At 53.8% G+C, this 24157-nt stretch carries 21 protein-coding genes and 2 riboswitches; of the genes, 5 read left to right on the forward strand and 16 right to left on the reverse strand.

Going from position 1 to position 24157, the window contains the following annotated elements:
* Window positions 1-65: 65 nt before the first annotated feature.
* Complete coding sequence (locus ELR57_RS11645) at window positions 66-1790, forward strand: multicopper oxidase family protein (RefSeq protein ID WP_126959238.1); 1725 nt, start codon at window positions 66-68, stop codon at window positions 1788-1790.
* 199 nt (window positions 1791-1989) lie between these two features.
* On the opposite strand, the gene ELR57_RS11650 is transcribed toward ELR57_RS11645, so the two are convergent.
* Complete coding sequence (locus ELR57_RS11650) at window positions 1990-2778, reverse strand: alpha/beta fold hydrolase (RefSeq protein ID WP_126959239.1); 789 nt, start codon at window positions 2776-2778, stop codon at window positions 1990-1992.
* Window positions 2779-3131: 353 nt separating this feature from the next.
* On the opposite strand from ELR57_RS11650, the gene ELR57_RS11655 reads away from it, so the two are divergent.
* Together ELR57_RS11655 and ELR57_RS11660 are read left to right on the forward strand one after the other, a co-directional pair.
* Window positions 3132-3533, forward strand: coding sequence for a DoxX family protein (locus tag ELR57_RS11655; RefSeq protein WP_126959240.1), 402 nt, complete (start codon window positions 3132-3134; stop codon window positions 3531-3533).
* A gap of 33 nt (window positions 3534-3566) precedes the next feature.
* A complete protein-coding gene (locus ELR57_RS11660) occupies window positions 3567-3983 on the forward strand; it encodes a VOC family protein (RefSeq protein WP_126959241.1) in 417 nt (138 codons plus the stop codon).
* A 702-nt stretch (window positions 3984-4685) separates the two neighbouring features.
* Here ELR57_RS11660 and ELR57_RS11665 read toward each other — a convergent pair.
* The 6 genes from ELR57_RS11665 to ELR57_RS11690 all read right to left on the reverse strand — a co-directional run bounded on the left by ELR57_RS11665 (window position 4686) and on the right by ELR57_RS11690 (window position 12671).
* Complete coding sequence (locus tag ELR57_RS11665; RefSeq protein WP_126959242.1) at window positions 4686-5555, reverse strand: class I SAM-dependent methyltransferase; 870 nt, start codon at window positions 5553-5555, stop codon at window positions 4686-4688.
* A gap of 51 nt (window positions 5556-5606) precedes the next feature.
* Window positions 5607-6785, reverse strand: coding sequence for a GTP-binding protein (locus ELR57_RS11670; protein ID WP_126959243.1), 1179 nt, complete (start codon window positions 6783-6785; stop codon window positions 5607-5609).
* A 59-nt stretch (window positions 6786-6844) separates the two neighbouring features.
* Window positions 6845-7798 (reverse strand): metal ABC transporter substrate-binding protein, encoded by a 954-nt coding sequence (locus tag ELR57_RS11675; protein WP_126959244.1) that lies wholly within the window; start codon window positions 7796-7798, stop codon window positions 6845-6847.
* A complete protein-coding gene (locus tag ELR57_RS11680) occupies window positions 7795-8658 on the reverse strand; it encodes a metal ABC transporter permease (protein ID WP_126959245.1) in 864 nt (287 codons plus the stop codon). Before ELR57_RS11680 ends, ELR57_RS11675 begins: the two co-directional genes overlap by 4 nt.
* A 205-nt stretch (window positions 8659-8863) precedes the next feature.
* On the reverse strand, window positions 8864-10690 hold the full coding sequence (locus ELR57_RS11685) for an APC family permease (RefSeq protein ID WP_126959246.1): 1827 nt from the start codon (window positions 10688-10690) through the stop codon (window positions 8864-8866).
* Window positions 10691-10888: 198 nt separating this feature from the next.
* Window positions 10889-11055: riboswitch (cyclic di-AMP (ydaO/yuaA leader) on the reverse strand.
* Window positions 11056-11267: 212 nt separating this feature from the next.
* Window positions 11268-12671, reverse strand: coding sequence for an MFS transporter (locus tag ELR57_RS11690; RefSeq protein WP_370452254.1), 1404 nt, complete (start codon window positions 12669-12671; stop codon window positions 11268-11270).
* A gap of 113 nt (window positions 12672-12784) precedes the next feature.
* On the opposite strand from ELR57_RS11690, the gene ELR57_RS11695 reads away from it, so the two are divergent.
* Window positions 12785-13675 carry a LysR family transcriptional regulator gene (locus ELR57_RS11695; RefSeq protein WP_126959248.1) on the forward strand — a complete coding sequence of 297 codons (891 nt, stop codon included), beginning with the start codon at window positions 12785-12787 and terminating at the stop codon, window positions 13673-13675.
* Window positions 13676-13739: 64 nt separating this feature from the next.
* Here ELR57_RS11695 and nrdF read toward each other — a convergent pair whose 3' ends face one another.
* From nrdF to ELR57_RS11720, 5 genes are all read right to left on the reverse strand, one after another.
* Complete coding sequence (gene nrdF, locus ELR57_RS11700; RefSeq protein WP_126959249.1) at window positions 13740-14705, reverse strand: class 1b ribonucleoside-diphosphate reductase subunit beta; 966 nt, start codon at window positions 14703-14705, stop codon at window positions 13740-13742.
* 47 nt (window positions 14706-14752) lie between these two features.
* Window positions 14753-16837 (reverse strand): class 1b ribonucleoside-diphosphate reductase subunit alpha, encoded by a 2085-nt coding sequence (gene nrdE, locus ELR57_RS11705; protein WP_126959250.1) that lies wholly within the window; start codon window positions 16835-16837, stop codon window positions 14753-14755.
* A complete protein-coding gene (gene nrdI / locus ELR57_RS11710; RefSeq protein WP_126959251.1) occupies window positions 16824-17183 on the reverse strand; it encodes a class Ib ribonucleoside-diphosphate reductase assembly flavoprotein NrdI in 360 nt (119 codons plus the stop codon). Before nrdI ends, nrdE begins: the two co-directional genes overlap by 14 nt.
* Before the next feature lie 171 nt (window positions 17184-17354).
* A riboswitch (cobalamin riboswitch) is annotated at window positions 17355-17523 on the reverse strand.
* A 241-nt stretch (window positions 17524-17764) separates the two neighbouring features.
* Window positions 17765-17983, reverse strand: coding sequence for a hypothetical protein (locus tag ELR57_RS11715; protein WP_126959252.1), 219 nt, complete (start codon window positions 17981-17983; stop codon window positions 17765-17767).
* A gap of 222 nt (window positions 17984-18205) precedes the next feature.
* Complete coding sequence (locus ELR57_RS11720) at window positions 18206-18514, reverse strand: MTH1187 family thiamine-binding protein (protein WP_126959253.1); 309 nt, start codon at window positions 18512-18514, stop codon at window positions 18206-18208.
* 253 nt (window positions 18515-18767) lie between these two features.
* Here ELR57_RS11720 and xerS point away from each other — a divergent pair, with 253 nt between their 5' ends.
* Window positions 18768-19853: a tyrosine recombinase XerS gene (gene xerS / locus ELR57_RS11725; protein ID WP_126959254.1), complete on the forward strand. Its 1086-nt coding sequence runs from the start codon at window positions 18768-18770 to the stop codon at window positions 19851-19853.
* Between the two features lie 17 nt (window positions 19854-19870).
* Here xerS and ELR57_RS11730 read toward each other — a convergent pair whose 3' ends face one another.
* The 4 genes from ELR57_RS11730 to ELR57_RS11745 form a co-directional block, all read right to left on the reverse strand.
* On the reverse strand, window positions 19871-20875 hold the full coding sequence (locus tag ELR57_RS11730) for a phosphotransferase (RefSeq protein ID WP_158630006.1): 1005 nt from the start codon (window positions 20873-20875) through the stop codon (window positions 19871-19873).
* A gap of 7 nt (window positions 20876-20882) precedes the next feature.
* Window positions 20883-22172, reverse strand: a complete 1290-nt coding sequence (locus tag ELR57_RS11735; protein WP_238162489.1) for a stalk domain-containing protein — start codon at window positions 22170-22172, stop codon at window positions 20883-20885.
* 197 nt (window positions 22173-22369) lie between these two features.
* Window positions 22370-23527: a M20 family metallopeptidase gene (locus ELR57_RS11740; RefSeq protein WP_126959256.1), complete on the reverse strand. Its 1158-nt coding sequence runs from the start codon at window positions 23525-23527 to the stop codon at window positions 22370-22372.
* Between the two features lie 17 nt (window positions 23528-23544).
* Window positions 23545-24153: a DUF1989 domain-containing protein gene (locus tag ELR57_RS11745; protein ID WP_126959257.1), complete on the reverse strand. Its 609-nt coding sequence runs from the start codon at window positions 24151-24153 to the stop codon at window positions 23545-23547.
* Between the last annotated feature and the right edge of the window lie 4 nt (window positions 24154-24157).

The following is a 24157-nucleotide window of genomic DNA, read 5'->3' on the forward strand; positions in this document are numbered from 1 at the left end:
TCTCATACTGATGAGTGGAGGAGGATGATTCCCATGAATCAAGGCGAAGCGTGGCGGAACGAGAGATGACGGTGAATCCCGCGGATCCGGAGACGATACCGAAATTCGTCGACCCGTTGCCGATTCCACCGATTCTTAAACCGGTCCGGAAGATTAACGGCAAGCCTTACTATGAAGTGAGAATGCGGCAAACCCAACAGCAAGTCCATCGCGATTTCCCGGTCACGACGCTTTGGGGATACAACGGCATGTGGCCGGGACCCACGATCGCGGCACGAAGGAACTGTCCTATCAAAGTGCATTGGATCAACGAATTGCCGACGACGTCGCTTCTTACGGTGGATCATAGTATTTTTGGCGCGGAAGCACTATTTTCGGGCAACGGAACCCAGAATTTCAGGCCCGATGTTCGGAACGTCGTGCATTTGCACGGAATCAATGCCCCGGCCGAATACGACGGAACGCCCGATCAGTGGTATACGCCCGGCCTGACACAGATTGGACCGCTCTTCAAGACCGATGTGTTCGAATACCCGAACCGGCAACCCGCCGCCCAACTGCACTACCATGATCATGCCATCGGCATCACCAGGCTGAACGTGTATTCGGGCCTACAGGGGTTCTATTTCATTCGCGACGCAGTCGAAGAGAAGCTCCCTCTGCCCAAAATCCCCTACGAGATACCGATCTTGATTACGGATCGACAGTTCAACCCGGACGGGTCTCTCTTTTACCCGGAGCACTGGGAGCCCCAGTTCCTAGCCAATACGATCGCGGTCAATGGTAAACTCTGGCCCTACCTGGATGTGGAGCCCCGACGCTACCGGTTCCGCATCCTGAACGGATCTAACTCCCGATTCTATCAGCTTCGATTAGATCCGGTTCTGACTTTCCATGTGATAGGCACCGACGATGGGCTCATGGAACGACCTGCCGCCGTCGAGGAGTTCTTGTTAGCCCCGGGAGAACGGGTAGACGTGATCGTTGATTTCACCGGCCAAAGGGGCAAGACATTCACGATGACGAACAGCGCGCTCGCCCCGTTTGACGTCGGCCTTCCCCCCAATCCGAACACGGACGGCCTGATCATGCAGTTTCGGGTAAACCAACCCATGTCCGGCAAAGACCATTCCCGCATACCGAAGCGACTTGCGCAGCTCAAGCGCCTGAATCCTAACAAGGTTGCAAAAATCCGCGACGTTACACTGAACGACGGAACCGAACGGGAGGGAGAGGAAGAGCGCGCGATCGTTCTTCTCGGCACTCGGAACCTGACGGGGAGAACGCAGCCTTACCTTTGGGGGGACTCCACTACCGAAAAGCCTGTTCTAGGATCGACGGAAATCTGGCGGCTGATCAACACTTCCCCTGGCACCCACCCGATCCACCTTCACTTGGTCCGATTTCTAATCTTGGACCGCCAACCCTACGATGTAGAACATTTCGAAAAAACGGGGGAGCTGGTATTCACGGGACCGCGCGTACCGCCGGCAACCTATGAACGGGGATACAAGGATGTCGTACGGGCGAATCCCGGCGAGGTGACCCGTATCATCGCGCGGTTCGTCGACTATGCAGGACTTTATGTTTGGCACTGTCACATCCTTGAACACGAGGAAAACGAAATGATGCGTCGCATGGAGGTCGTACGGCCCGGATGCCGAACGTCCGAACCCGCTGCAAGCCGTTCATGGGCGGCAGTTCCAAGAAGACAGAATCGGCATGTAAACCGTAGACGAGGGGTTCACGAAATCCGATCATCAATCAAACGTCGCTGTCGGCGAAGATAAGGAGGAGCTTGCAAGCATGGCTGCATCCGCCGTTTGGACGAGGCGGTTTGAGATCTTCGCACAGCTAATCATACTTTGCGACTTCACAAACGGCATAAAGGTCCGCGCAAGCGGACTTTTTGTTTCGTTTTTCGTTAATAGGGGAGGGGATGATATACGAGATCTGGGCCCTACGGATTTTGGAGGCCTTTTTCTTGATTTAGTTCATTAAAGTAAATTCCCGAAGTAACTCATTGAGCTTGTCGCGCTCTTCGTAGAACGAACCGTGGCCGCTGAACATGAACGGCACGAGTCGTGAATGGGGGATTTTGCGCTGCATCTCTTCTGCCTGGCTGAATGGAATAACCTTATCGTGAATGCCATGCACGATCAGTGTCGGAATTTGGATGTTTGGCAGGTCGGGATTCAGATCGAAGTCGCGCAGCAAGACGATGATCGCGGCCGTTGACCAGCCTGCAGCTTGCATGCCCATCTGCTGGAACCAGTCCGAGAGTGGCTCGGTGATGTACTGGAAAAAGAACATGTCCCTTACGCCGCGCAACATATTTGCCCGGTCGTTCAACGTTTGTTTTAGCAGCTGCGCTGCTGTCTCCGTGGTGAAGCCCCTTGGAACTGCCGCGTCTATTAGCACGAGCTTGGATACGCCTCCGCCATTGTAACGAACTACGTATTTGACAGCTATTGCGCCTCCGGTCGAATGGCCGACGAGCACGAAATCTCTCAACTGGAGCGTGTCAACGACTGCACGGATATCGTCCGCAAGCCGCTCCAACGTATAACCGCCATAGGGACGGTCTGACTTGCCGAAGCCGCGCCAGTCGATACCGATGCAGCGAAACCCTGCGCTCGGCAGTAGATCGAACTGATACTCGAACTGGTCATGGCTGAACGGCCAGCCATGGAGAAACACGATCGTCTTGTTTCCTCCCGGGTTGATGTCCTCTACATAGAGCTTTACACCTGGCTCAACCGTTACGTAATATCCCACTGTCGTTACCTCCGCGAATCATAATCCTTTCCCGTTAGAATACGCGGCACTCGCCTAAACGTGATCTGAAACAGACTGGAATTGCACGCTCTAAAAAAGTAAACTACCGGAGTTATCTCACATGGGGATACAGAGAAGAACCGTTATGAAGGCAACCGCCATGGAACTCGTCATCTGTGTCATTTCGTAAATATTCCTTTACAAGAATATTCCCGATAGGGTATATTATAACCAACAAAAAGATGATATTGCGATAAAGGATGGTGAGTTATTAAGGTTGAACGAGATAAAGAAATAGGGACAGCCGGAGCCAAGACCATTTTACAGGAACCCCCTAAAGGAGTGTTTGACTTATGAAATGGGTTGTACGTATTCTGCAGGGTCTAATTGCATTGGACTTTTTGTTTGCTGGGGCTTCGAAAATCTTTTCCGCTGCCGACCAAATCAAGGAATTGTTCACCGACAAAATCGGAACGCCGGTCGCATTGATTTACACAGTTGGCGTTTTCGAAATTTTGGCCGCACTGATTCTTATAGCCGGCTACCGTAGCCAGAAAGCGGTAGCTTCATCGTTAGCGATCATGATCGTCATCCTGATCGGAGCGACTCTAACGAATCTTGCCGCAGGCCACGTGACGGATGCAGCTGTTCCTTTATTGATTTTAGTATTTGTGGCCGTTCTCCTTTACCTGAAGCGTGACGCGCTCAAGAGCTTACGGTTTATACTTCGCAGGAACATCAATACTACCAAGTAATGACGATAAAAAAATATAATGAGGTGACCCAAGATGGCATACAAATCTACTCATACTTTTATAAACTTGCCTATTAAAGATCTAAATCGGACAAAGGAATTTTTCGGCAGCATCGGCTTCGAGTTCAACCCCCAGTTCTCCGACGAAAATTCAGCCTGCCTTGTAGTAAACGACAATACGTTCGTTCAGTTGCTTACGGAGTCGTATTTCCGGACGTTCATTACCAAGCCTCTGGCAGATGTCGCCAGCGCTGCTGCAGGTATTATTGCGCTGTCTGCTGACAGCAGAGAACAGGCAGACGAACTGGCTAACAAGGCGCTGGCCGCGGGAGGGAAGGAAAGCAGAGCACCGATGGATCATGGCTTTATGTATGTCAGAAGCTTCGAGGACTTGGATGGACATCTGTGGGAAATCGCCTTCTTTGACCCAAGCGCCTATTCCCAGGCTTAAGGTTCGTGATTGATGTAATGTTGTTGTTCAAAATACGCAACGGCAGCCGCCAAGAAGCGTGGCTGCCGTTTTTCATTTAGAGAGAAAAAGAAAGAGTGCAGTGAATTGTATGAAGAGTACAAGGATTCGAAGGTATTTAAGGGCTTGCAACCTGGAATAGAAAGTAAATTCGGAGTACAAGTATTGATAAAACCGTTTTATCGACTTCTGTATAAAATACGGGTTTTGTGAAATTGTCATGCAGATTAAACGGCCAAGCGCTTTGATTATATCATTTATTAGGTTCTCATTAGGTTCTCAGCCGTCTCATTCAGCTTTTCCTTGGTTAGATCCAATATTTTTAATGATTCGGTTTTGTTACTGTCGCTTACGTATTTATCCAATTGGATTATCTCTTATGATTTCAATTCGTATCTCTTTATTAACACATCTCGACTGGTTATGATTCTTTGCCGGCAAAGCGATTGAACTGCTGCAGCTAAGCCTTATGATTATGAGCTCATGAACTCGAACCGAAACTTTTCAATCAGCGTCCAATGCAAAGCTTGCGAAGCTATCAGCACAACTCCGAAGTTGTTATATTTGCTCTGGATACTATTTAACCGCACACCTACTTTGTGATATTTTTCTCATTCCATTCTCAGCTTTCCCATTTCACTATCATCTATACGAAATCAACCTGCGATTAACCTGAGTATCTTCTTATTTAACGGGATCTTCAGCCACCTTTATCCAGAACGACCCTCCAACGACCTGTTCCGGCGCAAGGCCGATTTCTTGCCAGAGTACGTCCTCTCCCTCCGCCGCCTTGCATTCACCCGACCTGGCCAGGTAATAACAAGGAAACTCAACCGTATACCGGGTTCCTCCGCCCAGAAGCATAGCTGCGAGCAAATATTGTTCATTATAGTAGCGATCGCTCATTTGAGGCGGATAATCGTACGGCAAGAAGATGTCGTGAAAATGGACCAGGACGCCGGGCTTCAACCGTGGCAGCACTTCAAGGACCGCGATGGTAACGTCCGAGTTCGTGAACGAACGATGGCTGCTGTCCACGAACAGAATATCGCCCGGTTCGAGGTCGTCGAACAGCTCCAGACTCGTCTCCTCAAGCGGCAGCCGCACGACGGTGTCGCAGATGGCATCGATCTCCGAACGAGGCTGCGGATCGATCGATAGAATCTTCGTTGTCAGGTTGAAGTCTAGGATCGCTTGCCGAACGAACGAGGTGGACATTCCCGAGCCGATCTCATAATAACGCTCTGGCTTCGAGACGGCCACGAACCCATATAACGCTATCGCATCCATGCCAGGAAGCCAGCGATTGAACCAGTAAGGCTTGCCAGGCTCGGTGAACGAGTGCTTCTGCGCAATCCGCGCAAGCTGCGGGCGCAGCTTAAGGAATTGATCGAGATAGGCCTCGAACCGAACCATGCCGTTCTTCAGGATCCGGCTTAGCTGCGTATGCGGCGGCCCATTCCAGCCGAATCGAGGGATAGGGTATAAAGGATATTCCAACCGAATGACATAAGGATCTTGATCTTCCGTGGGTGCTCCCTTCCTTCTGAGCAAGCATTGTCTCCCACTATCTTATGGCCGGCTTCTAGTCTTGGTCCCTTTCCCTCAAGCATTAGGAAGCGGATCTTCGAATCGACGCCAATCCAGGTTCATCTCCATATCCGTTAGAAGGCAGTCGTCTAAGGAGGCGATGATCGACTCCTTCTGCATATCGATACCGATAAAGACGACCTTATTGATCCGGTCGCCAAACTCCGGAGACCAATTCGCCTCCAGCTCCGGATCCTGTCGGCGGTACCAAGCTTGCTCCGCTTCGGGCAATGCGGCGACCCAATACCCTGCAGGGCCGAACTGAATCGAAGGTCCGGCTTGACTTAGGCTCTGGCCCATTTGATTTCTCGAAGCCACCCACAAGACGCCTTTGGCACGGACGACTTCGGCCGGCCAAGCGCTGAGCCAGTTCATCAACCTTCCAGGGTGCATCGGCCTCAGTCGCTCATAGACAAACGATGCGATGCCGTACTCTTCCGTCTCCGGCGTATGAACCGGCTTCTCCAGCTCCTTGATCCAGCCTGCGGATCGGCTCGATTGTTCAAAGTCGAACCGCCCGGTATTCAAGATATCCGCCGGATCCACCCTGCCCTTCACCGTCCGAATCAGCTTGGCGCGCGGCTGCAGCTTGCGAAGAAGTTCCTCAAGCTCCAGGAGCTCCTTCTCCTCGATCAAATCGCATTTATTCAGCAGAAGAACATCGCAGAATTCGATCTGATCGATCAGGAGGTCGACGACTTCTCGCGTATCATCTTCGCCTACGGCTTGCCGCCTCTCCAGAAGCGACTCTCCGGAGGAGAAATCATGCCAGAAACGGTAGGCGTCCACGACCGTCACCATGCAATCAAGCCGGCACAAACGACTCAGGTCGATGCCCTGCTCCTCATCTTTATAGGTGAAAGTCTGAGCCACGGGGATAGGCTCTCCAACGCCGGTCGACTCGATCAGAATGTAGTCGAACCGCCCGTCCTGCGCTAATCTCTCGACCTCGCGAAGCAGATCTTCCCTAAGCGTACAGCAGATACAACCGTTGGACATCTCGACCAGCTTCTCATCCGTTCTCGAGAGCCCTCCGCCCTCCTTGATAAGTCCCGCGTCGATATTCACTTCGCTCAAGTCGTTGACGATTACGGCAACCTTCATGCCTTGACGATTGTTGAGCACATGATTGAGCACCGTCGTCTTTCCAGAGCCCAGATAGCCGCTGAGAACGGTGACAGGAATTTTATTCATTTCAGCACCCCTTTATATGTAATTATTACAGTTATACGACGCGAGATAAAACGCTTCTCTTAGCTTAACGCCTTCCGCAAGGCTTTCAGGTTGTTCTCCATGACGCCGATATAATCCAGGTGATTGGCTAGCTCCTCTTCCGTTAATCCTTCCAACGGATTGAGAACATCCGTCTGAGCCCCGATCTCGGTCGCGATCGTCCGTGCCACCTTAGGATCGACGAGCGTCTCGAAGAAGATCGTTCCTACCTGATGCTCGCGTGCGAACTCTACGACCTTAGCCATCTCTTCGGGGGATGGCTCTTGCTCGGGAGACAGCCCAGAGATCGGTACCTGCACCAATCCGTATTCCTTCGCTAAATAACCGAATGCCGCATGCTGCGTAACCAGCTCTTTCTTGGACACGTTCTTTAAGCCTTCGCGATAATCTTCATCTAATTGTTGGAGCTTGGCGATATAGTTGTCCGCGTTCTTACGATAATCTGTCTTGTTAGCCGGGTCAGCCTTCTCCAGAGCTTTCAGGATGGCGATGACTTCTTGCTGGGCCAGAACCGGACTCAACCAAACATGCGGATCCTGCGGATGCTCTTCTTCGTGCGAATCGATACCCTCGCCATCTTCATGTTCATGATCATGCTCCTCCCCTTCCATTAGAGGAATCCCTTCGCTAGCCCGAACCACGATTCGGTTCTCCTTCTTGGCGCTCGATAACGCATCGTCCACCCAGCCTTCCACGAGTCCGTTGTATACGAACACGTCCGCTTCCTGGATCAGAGCCATGTCCTTCGCGCTTGGTTCCCAATCATGCGGCTCTACGCCCGATGGAACGAGCGCGGTAACGATGGCATGTTCGCCGGCCACCTGCTTCGCGAATTCATACATAGGATAGAACGTCGCGACGACATTCAATTTCTCGCTAACCGCGCTCTCTGACGACTTGCCGCAACCGGATAAGAGCAGCGCCGCTCCGGTAACCAGAACCAATGAAGCTTTCCACCAAGAATCGTTTCTCATATTTCCTCCGCATTCTCATAGTTAAAGTGGTTAAGTGTTTTCTTGCTGTGACGTCTAAGCCTTAGAAGCACTCTCCTGCCGGTTATCCCCAAGATCAGCATCAAGAGAAGCACGAACGCGATGGTAGCTCCGGGAGGAGAGCTAAGCTGATAAGAAGCCGAGATTCCTCCTAAAGTGCCGATAAAGCCCGTTCCCATGGAGAGAAGGATGGCCCACCGGAAGCTTGGGGCGATCCGAATCGCCAGCGCCGCGGGAAGGACGATCAGCGAAGACAGCAGCAGCACGCCGACAATCGGAATCGCGGACGCGACGATCGCGCCGACGAGCATGCTGAAGCCCATAGACAGCCATGCGACGGGAATTCCGCTTGCTTGCGCCGTCTCTTCGTCGAAGCTGATCAGGTAAAGCCATCTGCGGAAAAGAAGGCAGAAGGCCCCACCTGCGCCAGATGCAGCAAGCAGATAAAGAAGTTCGGCAGGATTAACGGCCACGATCGAGCCGAACAAATAAGCGGTGAAGCCCTTGTTTAAACCCTTGCCCATGCTCATCAGAATCATGGATACCGACAATCCGCCCACCATGATAATCGCCACGGACAACTCGCTGTAAGATTTATACGTTCTCCGTATCCATTCCACGGCAACGGCTCCGAGAACCGCGACAGCCAAGCCGGACAATGTGGGATTCCACTTTAGATAGATTCCAAGCGCAACGCCGGCCAACGAGACGTGCGAGAGCATATCCGCCATCATCGCCTGACGCCTAAGCAGCAGATACACGCCCAGCGCAGATGCGATCAGCGCAACAATACCGCCGGCTAACAAGGCCCTGCGCATAAAATCGTACTGCAGCATCTCCATCCGCCCGCCTCCTTTTCACTCTGCTTATGTATTTTTCGTCCCCCCCTTTTCAAACAAAAGTCATGGCCTTATACGTAATTATTACGCTATAACCACAGTTGATACCTTATCACCTTTGTTCTTATTCGTCAATATTACGATTAAGACACCCGATGCAAACAAAAAACCGGCGCGCGCGATACGCTGCCGGTTCTCCATCGAGTGATTACTTTTTTAGATGATACGGAACGGTCGTAATAATCAGGTCCTTGCTGTACAGCAACCTCGTTCGTATCATGAAGCTGGTCTGGTTGTGCAGGATATGCTGCCAGCCCTTCTTCGGAATGAATTGGGGAATGATAACCGTAACCTGGTAATGGTTCTCTCTAGCCTTGTGCTGAACGGAATCGATAAATCGCATGAGCGGCTGAATGATCGACCGATAAGGCGAATGCAAGGTGACAAGACGAATGTCCGGCTTCCACCGGTTCCACTTCTCCTCGAATCGAACCTCGTCCTCCCTCTCGAAAGGAACATATACCGCAATGATCTGATCCGCCTTCAGCGACTGAGCATAATTCAACGAGTGCTCGACGACGTGCGTGATTCCCGATACCGGCACGATAATCACGTTGCCCTCGATCGGAAACGCCGGTTCGCACGATGCCAGCCTCAGCTGTTCTCCGACCGCTTCGTAATGCTTCTTGATCTTGTGGAAGATGAAGATGATGATCGGCAGGAAGATAAGCACAGGCCATACCTTCGTGAACTTGGTCAGGAAGAACATGAGCATGACCGTGAAGCTGATGAGCGCCCCGATGAAGTTGATGATCAGCTTCGGCACCCACCCCGGCGGCTTCTGCCGAATCCACTTGACGATCATCCCGGTCTGCGACAGCGTGAAGGGGATGAACACCCCGACCGCATACAGCGGAATCAGTTGCTCCGTCTCGCCGCGGAACGCTACGATCAGAATAATGGACAAGAATCCGAGGCATATTATTCCGTTTGAGTAGCCCAGCCGATCGCCTCGAACCGTGAACATGCGCGGAATGAATTTGTCTTTGGCCAGATTAACCGCCAGCAGCGGGAATGCCGAATATCCCGTATTGGCTGCCAGAATGAGGATCAAAGCCGTCGTACCCTGGATAAAATAATACATGAAGTTCCGTCCGAACGTCTCTTCGGCGATCTGGGACACCACCGTTACTTCCGCCTTGGGCGCGATTCCGTAGTAATAACCCAGGAACACGATGCCCGAGAACAGGATGGCCAGCAGAATCCCCATCGCGGCGAGCGTCTTGGCGGCATTGTTCGGCCCGGGATCCTTGAAGTTCGGGATCGAGTTGGAGATGGCTTCAACCCCCGTCAATGCCGAGCTCCCCGAAGCGAACGCCCGAAGCAAGATAAACAGGCTGATACCCGCCACGGATGTTCCGACCGGCGTGTGAAGCTCGGGCGACACGTCGCCGGTCGCGATTCGGTAAAGCCCGACGCCGATCATGATGAACAATGCCAGGACGAATAAGTAAACCGGATAAGCGAGAATGGAGGCCGATTCCGTGACGCCGCGCAAGTTCAATATGGTGATGAAAATAACGAACGCGACGGCGATCAGAACGTTATGCTGGTGCAAGCTTGGGAATGCCGAAGTGATAGCGTCCGTTCCGGCCGATACGCTGACGGCTACGGTCAGAATGTAATCGACGAGCAGCGAGCCGCCGGCCACGAGACCGCTGGACAGCCCCAGATTTTCCTTGGACACCACGTAGGCGCCGCCGCCATGCGGATAAGCGAAGATGATCTGACGGTAAGACATAATAAGCGCCGTGAGAAGCACGAGTACGCCGATCCCGATCGGGATCGAATACCAGAAGGCCGCCGTACTGACGGTTACCAAGACGAGCAAGATCTGTTCCGGACCGTATGCGACGGAAGACAAGGCATCGGAGGAGAGTATTGCCAGTGCTTTCGTTTTTCTGAGTTTCTGTTCCCCTAATTCGTTCGACTTCAGCGGTCGTCCGAGGAGAAGCCTTTTAATCTTGGATGCCAACCCCAATCACCGTTCCCCATGTCCCCTAATCTTTCGTTAACGTTCGTTTTGTTGAAGTATCCCCTGAAAATCTTAATGGTACGATCCCAACGGATGGGCAAAATCCGGAAAAAATCGATTGCTGCCCGAAATTTCGACAAAAAGGCATGCCAAATAGCCGCGGAGAATCCTCCGCGGCCCCTAATGACCGAAGCTGGTTCACCCTCTCTAAAGACGCTTACGAGGTTAGCTGACGGATTCGGGCGATTAGAGTCGCCCTACGGAATACGGCCGTGCCGGCTCCGATTCACCCCGCGCGGCCCATGGCCCGCCGCGATTGGTTCCCCCGATCTCCTTCTTTGGCGGAGACTCAGCGATGACGGATTTAACTGACGGATTGATCATACTGCATCGCCACTCGAAAGCCAAAAGGAAAAAGCGTTGGAAAAGAGGATTTGGGACGGAAAGGACATTCAAATAAGCGCTTACACGAACCGCTCTCTTAGCTTCTATTCGATTTTCATCCAAAATCACGAGAATACGCAAAAGGAATGATAAACGCAGCACGGCGTTATCATTCCCTCGTTCGCTTTTCTGCTTATGCTTGAATCGTCGTCGCCGAGTTCGCCTTCTTCTTCCCTCGAACGAATACGCTTCGATAGAAGACAAGAATGCCAGCATGCGCAATCGCCAGAACTAGATACAGATTGCTGAAGACGAAGGCGGTCTCGTTCGATTGCCACGGAATCCAAGGCGTGTCCGCCCCTAGATCCATCACTCTCCCGTAGATGCCGGTTGCAATCGCTCCGGAGAGGAAGTTGCACAGCGTCATCAGCCCCATGCCGACCCCTGCTTGGTTCTTCGGAATGCTCGTGGAGATCGTGTTCGACAACGCAATCTGCATGAACATCTGCCCTACGTTGCCCAGGATAAAAATAAAACCGATCACGACAGCGGGGCTTCCGACGAAGAACGACAACAGAAGGAAGCAGCTGAACAACAGCGCGGATGCGGAGTGATATACGAAGGAATTGCCTTTCCGATCCGCCAGCTTCCCGATCTTACGCCCTAGATAAGCCGACACGCAAGCTCCCGGAACCATGACGAATCCGATCAAACCAGGTTCCAGACGGTTGATATCCGCAAGCAATTGAGGCGTTACGAACGTTAAAGCATATCCGATGCTCATGACGATCGCAGCGATCATTAACCCCATTAAATAAAACCGATCCCCCATTAACGCACGGGACACGAAAGGCTCTGCCGCCTTACGAATCCGAACGAGGAAGCCGATCAGGAATAGCAGGCTGACTCCGGCATAGGCCAAGTTCCATTGCGTAATCGCCAGAAGCAACGTCGCGACCGTTCCTGCGAGAAGAGCTGCCCCCAGCCAATCGATGCTTCCTCCGCTTCCCTTCTCGCCGGAGAGGTATTTCCTATAGAACGGAATCGCTGCGACGATAAGCAGCGGAATGGCGAACAACCAACGCCAATGAACCAGCGAGACGAGCAAGGAAGAAACGATCGGTCCGATCGCGTTGCCTAGGGCGAGTCCTGTAGCCGATATGCCGAGCGCCCTCCCTCTTCTCTCCGGAGGGAAGTAACGGACGGGAATCAGCATCGCGAGCGCGGGAATCACAGACGCGCCTATCGACTGTACGATTCGGGCAGCCAAGACGAAGGCGTACGACGTCGCAACCAGTCCGAGAAGCGATCCTGCCGCGAACAGCAGCAAGCCGAAGGTGATCAAGCTCTTGGCCCGGTAACGGTCCAGCAGCTTGCCGTAGAGAACGGAACCGATCGCGTAGATGAGCAAGTAGGCGGTCGATACCCAGCTGACCTGCGCGACGGACAAGCCGTAATCCGCGCGAATCTCGGGCAATACGATATTGAACATGGTCGCGCTCATGGAGGAGAGGATCAAGGTAAAAGCAAGCAACCGGATGAGGACGTCTCCGTTCCGGGAAGCTTCAGGGACTTGCGGGTGGTTCTCCATGGTCATCATCTCCTGCTTCAGATTACATGTTTTACTATACCCTTCCATATTAATAATTGATAATATATATTTAGACATGGGGTTATATACTTGAGTGTATGGATACAGGGGGTTCCGGGATGGAATTGCTGCAGCTGCATTATTTCCGAATCGTAGCGAAGCACGAACACATGACGCGGGCGGCGGAAGAGCTTAGAATCGCTCAGCCTGCGCTTAGCAAGACTATCTCCAGGCTCGAAGAAGATGTCGGCGTCCCTCTGTTCGATCGGCAGAACCGCCAGATCCGGTTGAATCGGTTCGGCAAGGCTTTTCTCCTACAGGTAGAGACGGCTCTTAACGCGTTGGAGGAGGGACGCCGACAGCTCGAGGATATGACGGGAACGGAACAGCGGACGATCCGGCTTGCTACATCCACGCTCAACCGCCTCTCCAACTCGATCAGCGACTTTCGCGAAGCATTCCCTTCAATCCTTTTCCGCGTCGTTCAGATCCCCCCTGCCGCTTCTAACGAGATGATCTCTCTTCTTGAACGCGGAGAGGTTGATCTCTGCTTCACCGCCGCCTCGCTGAAGCAGCCGTGGATCCGCGAGAAGATCATTCTGAAGGCCGAAGTGTGCTTGGCGGTCCCCGTGGGCCATCGATTCGCGGACAAAGGAAGCGTCGCCTTGGAGGAAGCGAAGGACGAAGCTTTCATCGAATATCACGAGGGGCATCCCTTCCGTCAGATTAATAACGAATTCTGCCGGGCGGCCGGCATCGAGCGGCAGGTCAGCTGCGAGGTCGATGAACCTTCTGCCTTAATGAGCCTGGTTCAGGCGGGACTCGGGATCGCATTCGTCCCCAGCAAGCAGCACGACGATCCCGGCTACAGAATCGTGAGGATCGAATCGCCCGTCTGCCGGCGCGAGTTCGCGATCGCCTGGAACGGCAAGAGATACCTGCCGAGAGCGGCCGAGCAATATTTAAGCTTCCTGGAATCTTACTTCAAGCTGGAATCCAAGGGGAATTAACGCAAAGAACCGGCAGCCTCCGTTGAATGGAAGCTGCCGGTTCTATTTGGGCGAATACGAAGTCTTAGAAATTAAAGTTGAAATCGTCGTCCGTCAGAGGCTCGACGTTCAACGTGCGCACGTATCCGTTCCCCTTCTTGGAGAAGAAGTCGTGCTGCTTCGTCTTCGTGCTGATGCCGTTGAAGACGATCGGATTGACGTCCTCGACCGGGAACACTTCGTCCAGCCCGAGGTTCATCATCGCCTTGTTGGCGTTATAACGAATGAAGGTCTTCACTTCTTCGTCGAGGCCAAGCTCGCGGTAGAGCTCGTCCGTATAATTCAACTCGTTCTGATGAAGGTATTGAAGCAGACCCTTCAGCGTCTCGGACGCATCCTTCTGCTCGTCCTCGTCCAGCTCGGCGAACACTTCCTGAGCCAGCAAGCCGACATAGACGCCATGAATGCTCTCGTCGCGCAGAATCAGGTCGATAATCTCGCCGCTGCTCGTCATCTTGCCTTGTCCGGCCAGATAGAGCGGGTAGAAGAAGCCGCTGTAGAACAAGTAGCTCTCGAGAAGAACGGAAGCGGCCATCGCGAGGTACAGGTCCTTGCGAGTCTCGATATTCTTGTAGTATTGGGAGATCGTCTCGGCCTTGATCTGCAGGTGCTTGTTCTCTTCTACCCAACGGAAGACCTCATCGATCTCTTCCGTCGACGCTAGCGTCGTGAAGATGCTGCTGTACGACTTGGCATGGATCTGCTCCATCATCGCCATGAAGCCCAGCACCGCTTTGCGCTGCAGGCCGTCGACATGCTCCAGAATCTTCGGCATGCCGATGCCGCCTTGCACGGTATCCAGCAGCGTCAGGCCGCCGAGAACCTTCTTGTAGAGCGTGCGTTCCGCGTCGCTCAGTTCTACCCATACCATCTTGTCATCCGATAACGGAATCTCTTCGTCTGTCCAGAACTGCATGATGTTCTGGCTCCAGAACATATTCGTAAAATCGTCATCCGGACGATTCCAGTTGACGGCTTTCATCGCGCACATCGTTGCTTGTCCCCTCTCCGGCCGCGCAGAAGCGGCGCTTCAATGCCTTATACCGCGCAGCTTACGCAGTTCTCTACCGAGAGAATGTTCGTCCGCGTGTAATACAGGGACTTTAATCCCTTCTTGGCCGCGTAAATATAGAATCTCGACAGCTCGCGCGTCGTCACGTCGCTGTTAACGTGAAGAACGGTGGAGATGCCTTGGTCGACGTGAGCTTGAATCTCCGCGATCAAGTCGATGATCTTGAACTGATCCATCTGATACGCCGACTTGTAATAAAAGAAGTTGTCGCGCGACAGGAACGGCATCGGGTAGTACGTCGTCGAGTTCGCGTACGTGCGGGTCTCGATCGGTTCGACGATCGGCATCACGCTCGCGGTCGAGTTCTGGACGTACGAGATGCTCTGCGTAGGCGCGATAGCCAGGCGGTAAGCATGGTACAAGCCATGCTCCCGAACGAGAGCCGCGAGCTTCGCCCAATCTTCCGTCGTCGGAATGGCGACATCTCCGAAGAGCGCCTTCACCTTCTCCGTTGCCGGACGGTAATCGGTCGATTGATAACGTTCGAAGTACGCGCCGTTCGCATACTCCGAACGTTCGAAGCCGGCGAAGGTTTGACCCTTCTCCCGGGCGATCTCCATGCTTCTCTCGATCGAATAGAAGTTCACCATCATGAAGAACGTGCGCACGAAGTCGCGCGCTTCCGCGCTCTCGTAAGCGATGCGGTTCTTCGCCAGATAGCCGTGAAGGTTCATGGCGCCGAGGCCGACCGAATGAAGGTCGTTATTCGCCTTCTCAACGCCCGGGGCGTTCGCAACCTTCGACATGTCGCTTACGGCGGTCAGGGCGGTGATGCCTTCGTGCACGGACTCGCGGATCTTGCGCGTATCCATCACGTTAGCGATGTTCAGCGATGCCAGGTTGCAGCTGATGTCGCGGCGAATCACGTCCGGCGTGCCGTAATCGCCGATCTCGGACGTCTCTTGCAATTGGAAGATCTCCGTGCACAGGTTGGACATTTTGATCGAACCGATGCCCTTGAGCGCATGCTCGCGGTTCGCGTTCGAACGGTTCATGATATAAGGATAGCCGGATTCCAGCTGGATCGTCGCAATCTTGGTAAGCATGTCGCGCGCGCTCATGACGACTTTTTTCTTGACGCGGGAGTCGGCGAGCAGCGTATCGTACATCTCGTCGAGATCCATATCGTCGAGGTGCGAGCCGTATGCTTTGAAGACGGAATAAGGTCCGAACACGTGAAGCGGCTGGTTCTTCTCGGCAAGCTCGTAGAACTTATTCGGAACGATCAGGCCGATCGACAGCGTCTTCAGGCGAGTCTTCTCGTCGGCGTTGATCTTCTTGCTGTCCAGGAACTCCATGACGTCCCAGCCGAAGATGTTGTAATAGCCAGCTCCGGAGCCCTTGCGTTGGCCCATCTGATCCGCATAGGAGAAGGCGTCCTCCATCAGCTTCAGAACCGGCATGATGCCCTTGGCCGCGCCTTCGACGCCCTTGATCGGTTCGCCGCGTCCGCGCAGCTTGGAGAGGTTGACGGCAACGCCGCCCCCGATCTTGGACAGCTGCATGCACGTGCCGAGAACGTAGTTGATCGAGTTGAGCGCATCGTCCATCTCGAGAAGGAAGCAGGAGACGAGCTCGCCGCGGCGGCTCTTGCCCGCGTTAAGGAAAGTCGGGGTAGCCGGCTGCACGCGCTGTTCCATCATGGCGGAAGTCAGCTTCAGCGCGGTGTCCGCGTTGCCGCCTCCAAGATGAAGGGCGACGATGGAGACGCGATCCGGGTAGTGTTCCAGGTACAGCGATTTATCGTTGCTCTTCACGGCGTAATCGGTGTAGAACTTGGAAGCCGCCATGTAGGATTGGAATTGGAAGTCGTAGGAATGAGCAAGGGCGTAGACGTCTTCTACTTCTTGCTCCGTATATTGGTCATAGACGTTCTCATAGAAGTCCTGATCGATCATGTAGCGAACCTTCTCGGCCGTGCTGGCGAAAGACAAGCTTCTGCGCTTCACTTCCTCCATGAACGAATCGACCGCCTCGCGGTCCTTGTCCAATTGGAAGAAGCCCTCGGAATCCCGCTGCATGAGCAGGTTGTTCAGTTCAATGTGACGCAATGAGGCTCACCTCTCTCTTGAATTTTTCCACATCGACGGACGTTCCCGACATCTCGAACTTCATCAGGACCGGAACCCCGTACTTCTGGGAGATATAATCGGCACTCTTGGCGAACCCGTCGCCCCAGTTGCGGTTGCCGCTGGCGGAGACGCCTATCATGCGATCGTGATTATGTTGGAGGAAATTCATGACCTTCACGGGAGGTTGCCCGAATCCCGTCGTGTATGTAACCAGCACGAACGGCTCGTCCAGCTTGGTCTGTTCATCAATCTGTACGGCCGGCAAGTCCAGCTTGCGAATGAACCTCTTCACGTTACCCGTCTTGGAATCATAAGCGATCAGCATGGTACCGTCTCCTCTCTCTCTCTCTCTACTTCTACCTACTGACAATAAAAGACGCATCCGGCAACATCTGGAATCGAAAATGCCGAACGCGTCCATGGCGAAAAGGAATAACTCCTCGCGCATGCGGAATCCTGGACGTATCGGACACGCTCCTATTCATCGTAGGAGAGGGTGTGCCGCTCGGCGCGAGCAGGTCTCTGGCTTAGGTATCCGAGTCTCTCTACTTACAGGCGAGAAACTCTACCAACACAGTGGCGGGACCGCGCCGGAATCGGACCGGCTTCCCTCTTATGCCTTGAAACTTGTCGAGGACCAAGGCACTCGCGCCGACTATATGTAGTTCGTAGTTCTAAATTTATATCAATATTTTGTGGGTGTCAACGGTTTCTCTCTACTTGTTCTTCGAGAAAATTGTCCATAAGCCTGTAGACCTAAATCCGAATAACCAGTCACGAAAGAACAGTTTATCACTCTATCTCCCTCTCGTCAAAGCGGCAGAATGTGGGATAAATAGCAGGAAGCCGCGTCCCAAAAGGCGAGAGCGGCTTCCTGGAATCTCTTATTTTTTTGGCATGACGCTGTTAGACGATATGGATCTGCGAGGCTTGGATACGTCCGTCTCCACCTACATCAAGACCGGTTGTTCGGATCTCGAGCTTATCGCCGATCTGAATCCGATCCGCGGTCGCCGGATGACCCGACACTAGATATTGGGTGAACTTGAGAAGATAGACTTTCCGATCCCCCAATCGAACGTAGCTCTCGTCTTCCAGAGACGCTGCCAGATGAATCTCCGTCACTTCTCCTTCTAACTCAGGCTGACCAGGATCCTCATCCAGCACCCGCTAACAAGCGCAATCATTAACGACATTAATCCAGCGATTCGCCACATGCCCTTGTACATAAGCGATGCCCCCGTATACTTTTATGGACGATTCAAGCTTCTGCACAATGGACGGAATCAGCTATCCGAATGTTGCGTACGAATCGAACGTTTCTGAAGAAAGCATCTGGAGAATCGGTTAACGTCTAAGCTTCTCTTCCACCGACGCCAGCTTCTGCTCCATCGTCCCCTTCTTGTCTCTGCGGTCGTCTATGGTGATCGTCGTGGATACGCGCTGCGCGCCTTCGCGGAACGGAACCTCATGAAGCCTGCGCACGACGGCAAGGAGGTCATCCAGCTCTCCTTCGATGATCGTGCTCATCGGCGTGAGCTGATAACGGATCTCCTCCGGGGCGCGGTCGAGCTCCTGCTTCACCGCGGCCACGTATTCGCTGACGCCGGTGCTTCCCGTTCCGAGAGGAACGATGGTTACTTGAACGATTGCCATCCTTTAGGTCTCCTTTTCTCTGTCGCAAAGTTTATTAAGCTACGATTCGAAGCTAAGTTAATCTGGTTAATTACGGAGATCGCACGCTGTTTGTCTTCTTATTATAGAAGATTCCGACAATGAATGCTCGAATATGCTCTTTTTGCATCGGCTTAAGGCTTCATTCGAACGGCTCCGAATTGTCGCTTCCATGCTATAATATTCCTGTTGGCTGCGTCAACGAACGACTAACCTACCATTCCCGGGTGATCGAATGAATCTGCAGAAGAAAAAAGACCGCGAAGAGCTGGACAGGAAAGTTCCCGACATGCCTTGGTATGTGGAGAAGTTCATCAATTACAAGCTGCCGGACTTGTCGCCCTCGTCCTTGCTGGAATACGTGAGAGATTACGAGACGTTCTTCTCTTGGCTGATGGGCGAAGGGCTGACCGCAGCGGAGAAGATAAGCGGAATCCCGATCGTCGACCTGGAGAGGCTGCATATGGACAGCGTGGACAACTTCCGCATGTACCTGTCGACGCGAACGGAGAACGCGAACAGCCGGACGACGATCTCTCGCAAGCTCTCCTCCCTTCGCTCTCTGTTCCATTACTTGAGCCAGATCGCCGAGGACGATGAATTCTATCCTCTTCTGAAGCGCAACGTCATGGCCAAGGTGTCGATCAAGCGAACCCATAAGCCGAAGGATACGGCGGCGAAGCTGGAGGGGAAGCTGCTGCAGGAAGAAGAGATCGACGAATTCATCCGATATATCCATAGCGATTACGCTCAGGACGTGGCGACGAACAAGCAAGCGCTCTACTCCCACGAGCTCAACCATATTCGCGATGCGTGCATCGTCAGCCTGATCCTCAATTCCGGCCTTCGGGTGTCGGAGCTGGTGAACCTGAACGTGGACGATCTCGATTTGAAAAAAAAGCTCGTATACGTGTACCGCAAGGGGAAGAACGACGATACGTTCAAGACGCCCGTGTTCTTCCGGCAGGAAGCGATCGCGGACTTGGAAGCGTATCTGGAGCTTCGCGACCTTCGTTATCATGCGCCGAAACGCGAGAAAGCCCTCTTCCTTGCCATCGCCAACGGCAAGAAAGAAGGCTCGCGGATGACCAAGCGCGCGATCCAGGAGATGGTGATCAAGTACGCGAAGCGGTTCGGCAAGCCTTTTCTATCCGTGCACAAGCTTCGTCACTCGTTCGCTACCGATTATTACTTGCGCAACGATCTCTACAAGACGCAGGAGCAGTTAGGGCACGCGTCTCCGGAGACGACGCAGATCTACGCCCACCTGACGGACAAGACGATGGAACAAGCCATCGACAGACCGAAGACGGCCGAATGACTCGGCCGTCTTCTTCTTTATTCCATCCCTGCCCGGCACCATTCCAATAGCCGCGGTTCCTGCTTGCGCAACGCCGCCAATCCGCTCGCCGCGTCGGCGACCTGCTCTTGAAGCACCTCTGCCCTGTCGACTCCGTCCCGATACCGTCCAAGGAAATGCACGAATACATCGAGCTTCCGCAGACGAATCAGCTGCGGAATCGCAAGAGCTTCCGGCTCGGTCAATCGCACGACGCCCGAGAAGCCGGCCAGGAACGCCGGAATCGTCTCTTCGAGCCCTTCGCTCTCGAGCATCCCGGAGAGCACGACGGCCGGCTCCATCGCCCGGAGATCGCGCGTGGCGAACTCGAAGTCGAGTACCGCTTCGATAGGATTCCCATACTCCGGCGACGCCAACAGATTGGAATCGTTGATATCTCCGTGCACAAGCTGATGCGGCAAGCCTCTCAAAGCCGGAATGACGGACCGGAAGTCCTCCAGCTCCGACCGGATAGAAGCGAGTTCCTCGGCGAGTTCCTCGAATTCGGCCGGCGGGTTGCAGCAGAAGCGACGGATCGTCTCCGAGTCGCACGAGGGATGCGCAAGATCCATCTCGTAATAGGGCGGGTACTCGGGAGCTTGATTCGGCGCGATCGTCGCCAACGCACGGCTTAGCCTGCCGACCGTCTCTCCGACGGAGCCCGCGGTGAGCGGATCGCGGCTGTCCGGACGCGTTCCTTCTATATATAGGAACAAGCAGGCGAAGCGTCCCGTTCCGTCTTCCAGCTGAACGTATGAGCGTCCGTCGGGCAGACGGACAGGCTGAGGCACGCGGAACGGCAAGCGAAGCTCGCCGAGCTTAAGGAGAACATCATGCTCGAAGCGGATCTTGCTGGAATCCTGATGCGTCTCATAGATCCGCAGGACATAACGAGCTCCCTGGCTTTGTACGTACCTGGTCGTGTTGTTGTAGCCGGACGCCCCCTCCGATATCGTCGCGGGAGCATCCCCTAGAAAAGCGTTTAGGATAAATTCGTAAGGCAAGCGCACACTATCCTCCGATCTTCGTCACGCTGCTGTCGATCGCCTTCATCTCCGCCTGGGTCAGAATGCCGAGCCTCCAGAACGCGACCCCGGCAAGATCGTAGCGCTTGGCCAATCCGATCTTGTCCAGAACCGTCGTCTCGTTCTCGTTCTCCATATCGATGCCGAGCAGAAGCTTCTGCTTCGGAACCCCTTGCCTCAGCGCAAGCGAGATCGCGGCATCTACTTTGTTCATCGGCTCCGGCGTTTTGTCGGCTACATATAAATAAGCCATAATGACAATCTCGTCCGCGTAGCCCGCGAGCGTCTTATAATCATATCCTTGATAAGCTCCGTTAAGAGGAGGAAGCGCGAGCGATAGCTTGAGTCCTTCCTTCTTAAGCTGCTCGGACAACAGGGCCGTATATTCGTTGAACTGCTTCTTCGCGGTTGCCGGATCGTCCTTCCAGCCTAACCCTTCATAATCCAGCATGACGCCTTTGAAGCCTTTGTCCTTCGCCAAGCTTACCATCTGTTGAATGGAAGAGTCCCTTGCGGCCGGATCGGTCAGTACCTTGGTCGTCTGCCGGTTGCCGTCCAGCCCGTGAACCATCAGGTAACCGTCTTCCACTCGCGCGGCGATGGATTCCGGAGTCACGTCTCCGTCGGCCTTCGGCCACTTGTAATCCTTATCCGTCGTGGAGAATTCCCCGTTCTGGTTGATCTGAGCCCAACCGAAGGCCGCCGAATTCAGATTCTCCAGTCGGCTCACCTGATCGTAAGACGATATCGCATAGAAGCCCATCGTGCGCATCTCCCGCTTGGGGGATTGAATGCGGACGGTCTTCGTTGCCGATTCCCAGCTCACTTGCGCGCCAAACTGTCGTCCGAAGAAGGCCATCGGAATGAGCACCCGGCCTTGCTGCACGACGGGCGCCGCGGTCAGTTCGACAGCCTGCCCATTGACTTGCGCGCTCTTCTTGCCGATGGTCAAGATGACCTTGGCCGGCTGGCCGCTAGCGTCGTTTCCGGTCGCCACGACCGTCTTCGAGGCTGCGTCCCAGACGACAGCGATTCCGAGCGCTTCCGCAATCGTTCGGAAGGGCACTAGCGTCACGCCGTTGTCGATCTTCGGCGCGGAATCGAAAGGCAGCGGATAATTGTCGAGCACAATCTGAATAGAGGGACTAACGGAGCTCGTTGACGGAGCCGGCGCCGCGCTGACGACGCTGGTTCCCGGAGAGATAGGAGCTAACAGCGAGATTCCAACGACGACGGCCGCGGCGCTTCGGCCCCAGCTTCCCCAGCTTCTGATCACAATGACGTTCTCCCTTCGCTACTTTTCTGTTTTTCTCTGTTTCCTATCGGATTCTATTAATCTATCACACTAGTGAATTATAGCAAACCCGACCGAATCTCACAAAATCCTAGCGGTGGAATTTTGTGTTAAAATAAAATAAGGTCTCCCCCGAAGTCAAGGTTGCTGACTTCAGAGAAGACTCAATCTTCCCCAAATTATCTCCCCAGGAAACGAATTGCGAGCTCCCGGTAGAAGTCGATCGAATCAAGATAAGCGTCGATATCAACCGATTCGTCCGGTTGATGAGCCAACCTCTCGTCTCCCGGACCGTATATCAGGATGGGAACCGCGCTATTACGGTTCAGAACCGATGCGTCCGTGTAATACGATACTCCTCGCACGCCCGAACACCGGTCGCCCGCCAGTTCTATTGCCGTTCGGATAAGCGGATCGTCTATGCTAGTGACAACCGGCTGCCTCTCGAGAATCGGCGTTAAGCGATAGCTTAATCCCTGATTTACCGCCTGCAAATCTTGCAATCTCGACTCTATCTCCTTGAGGAGCTGATCCTGGCGGATCGGAGGTACGAACCTTAGATCCAATTCCGCTTCGCAGCGGTCCGGAATGATGTTCGTCTGCACGCCCCCGCTAACCTTCGTCACCGCTAAGCTGCTTGCGCCTAGAATCGGATCAGTCGCTGCCCAATCCGACTCGCACGCCTTTATGATTGCAATCAGCTCCGCCATCGCCTCGACCGCGTTCGTGCCAAGCTTCGGCATGGAGCCGTGCGCACTTAGGCCGAACAGTTCAATTCGAAGCCATAACGCTCCCTTATGGCCGACCACGATTCTGCTGCCGGTCGGTTCGCCGATCACAACGCCGTCGAACTCCCTCATCTCCGTGAAACTCTCGTAAGCTGCGGCGCCGCAGCTGTCGACTTCCTCTCCCGCCGTGGCCAAGAACACCAAATCCCCGCCGAGACGGATCCCATCGCGTTGAATAGATAGAAACGCGAGAAGCATTGCGGCCAACCCGCTTTTCATATCGGAAGCGCCTCGTCCATAAATCCTGTTGTCCGCGATAACCGCCCCATGAGGAGGGTAACGCCCCGCCTCCTTGTCCCATGGTGCTACCGTGTCCATATGCCCGCAGAACATCAGCCTGCTAGGTCCGTCCCCTCGAAGAACCGCTTCGACATTGCTTCGATTGCCTTTCCGATCCAGCATCTCCACACGTACGTCCACGCCTTCCCGATTCAACAGCTTCTCCAGCGCTTGGGACACCCGATGCTCGTTCCCCGGAGGGTTGCTCGTGTCCAGACGGATCAACTCACAGAGCAGCTCGACGGCTCTCGTATGTTCGTCCACTCCCATTGTAACCGTTCTCTCCTTCAATCCCGTAGGATTTGCAGCTTTAGCGGCGTCACACGATAACCGTTTACCGGCGCCATATCCTGAGAACATGCGGATACGGCGACAATCACATCCCAGAGCGCCTCAAGCATGACGTAATCGCCCGGCTTCGAAAGAGGCTCCTCGATTACGTAATCCGAATTCTCGTCCAGCGCGTTGTTCATGAACCAGTTGATCGGGTCAGGCAGGACGTCATACTTTACTCCGAAAGGCTTCAGTGCCTTTTCAAGATTGTCATGGCAATTCGGATGCCCTTCCACCCCGAAATCCACTTTGTATCGATAATCGTCGCAGGCCGGGAAGAAGAAGTCGTGCTTGCCGACCGTATCCTTCACCAGGCGCATGAGCGGTCTTCTCAAGTTGCTGTACAAGCCGTCCCCTACTTTAAGCCGGATACTGCTGAGCGAGGATCTCATATGAACCGGAGAGACATGCTCCCCGGATTGGCCTTGAAGGAAGCAGACGAAGTCCCCGACCTGCTTACCTTCCACGTCGATAATGCACAAACGATGCCCCTTCGGCACCACGACCGCCCTTCCTTCATAGGGGGGAATCAGCACCTCTTCGACTATCGTCCCTGTTTTCATAGCA

It is taken from the genome of Cohnella sp. AR92, from assembly GCF_003990975.1.
Lineage (GTDB): Bacteria > Bacillota > Bacilli > Paenibacillales > Paenibacillaceae > Cohnella.

Coding starts and splice junctions, on each gene's coding strand:
- ELR57_RS11645 (WP_126959238.1), top strand. CDS start 66: ATGACGGTGAATCCCGCGGATCCGGAGACGATACCGAAATTCGTCGAC.
- ELR57_RS11655 (WP_126959240.1), top strand. CDS start 3,132: ATGAAATGGGTTGTACGTATTCTGCAGGGTCTAATTGCATTGGACTTT.
- ELR57_RS11660 (WP_126959241.1), top strand. CDS start 3,567: ATGGCATACAAATCTACTCATACTTTTATAAACTTGCCTATTAAAGAT.
- ELR57_RS11670 (WP_126959243.1), bottom strand. CDS start 6,785: ATGAATAAAATTCCTGTCACCGTTCTCAGCGGCTATCTGGGCTCTGGA.
- ELR57_RS11675 (WP_126959244.1), bottom strand. CDS start 7,798: ATGAGAAACGATTCTTGGTGGAAAGCTTCATTGGTTCTGGTTACCGGA.
- ELR57_RS11680 (WP_126959245.1), bottom strand. CDS start 8,658: ATGGAGATGCTGCAGTACGATTTTATGCGCAGGGCCTTGTTAGCCGGC.
- ELR57_RS11690 (WP_370452254.1), bottom strand. CDS start 12,671: ATGACCATGGAGAACCACCCGCAAGTCCCTGAAGCTTCCCGGAACGGA.
- ELR57_RS11695 (WP_126959248.1), top strand. CDS start 12,785: ATGGAATTGCTGCAGCTGCATTATTTCCGAATCGTAGCGAAGCACGAA.
- nrdF (WP_126959249.1), bottom strand. CDS start 14,705: ATGTGCGCGATGAAAGCCGTCAACTGGAATCGTCCGGATGACGATTTT.
- nrdI (WP_126959251.1), bottom strand. CDS start 17,183: ATGCTGATCGCTTATGATTCCAAGACGGGTAACGTGAAGAGGTTCATT.
- ELR57_RS11720 (WP_126959253.1), bottom strand. CDS start 18,514: ATGGCAATCGTTCAAGTAACCATCGTTCCTCTCGGAACGGGAAGCACC.
- xerS (WP_126959254.1), top strand. CDS start 18,768: ATGAATCTGCAGAAGAAAAAAGACCGCGAAGAGCTGGACAGGAAAGTT.
- ELR57_RS11740 (WP_126959256.1), bottom strand. CDS start 23,527: ATGGGAGTGGACGAACATACGAGAGCCGTCGAGCTGCTCTGTGAGTTG.
- ELR57_RS11745 (WP_126959257.1), bottom strand. CDS start 24,153: ATGAAAACAGGGACGATAGTCGAAGAGGTGCTGATTCCCCCCTATGAA.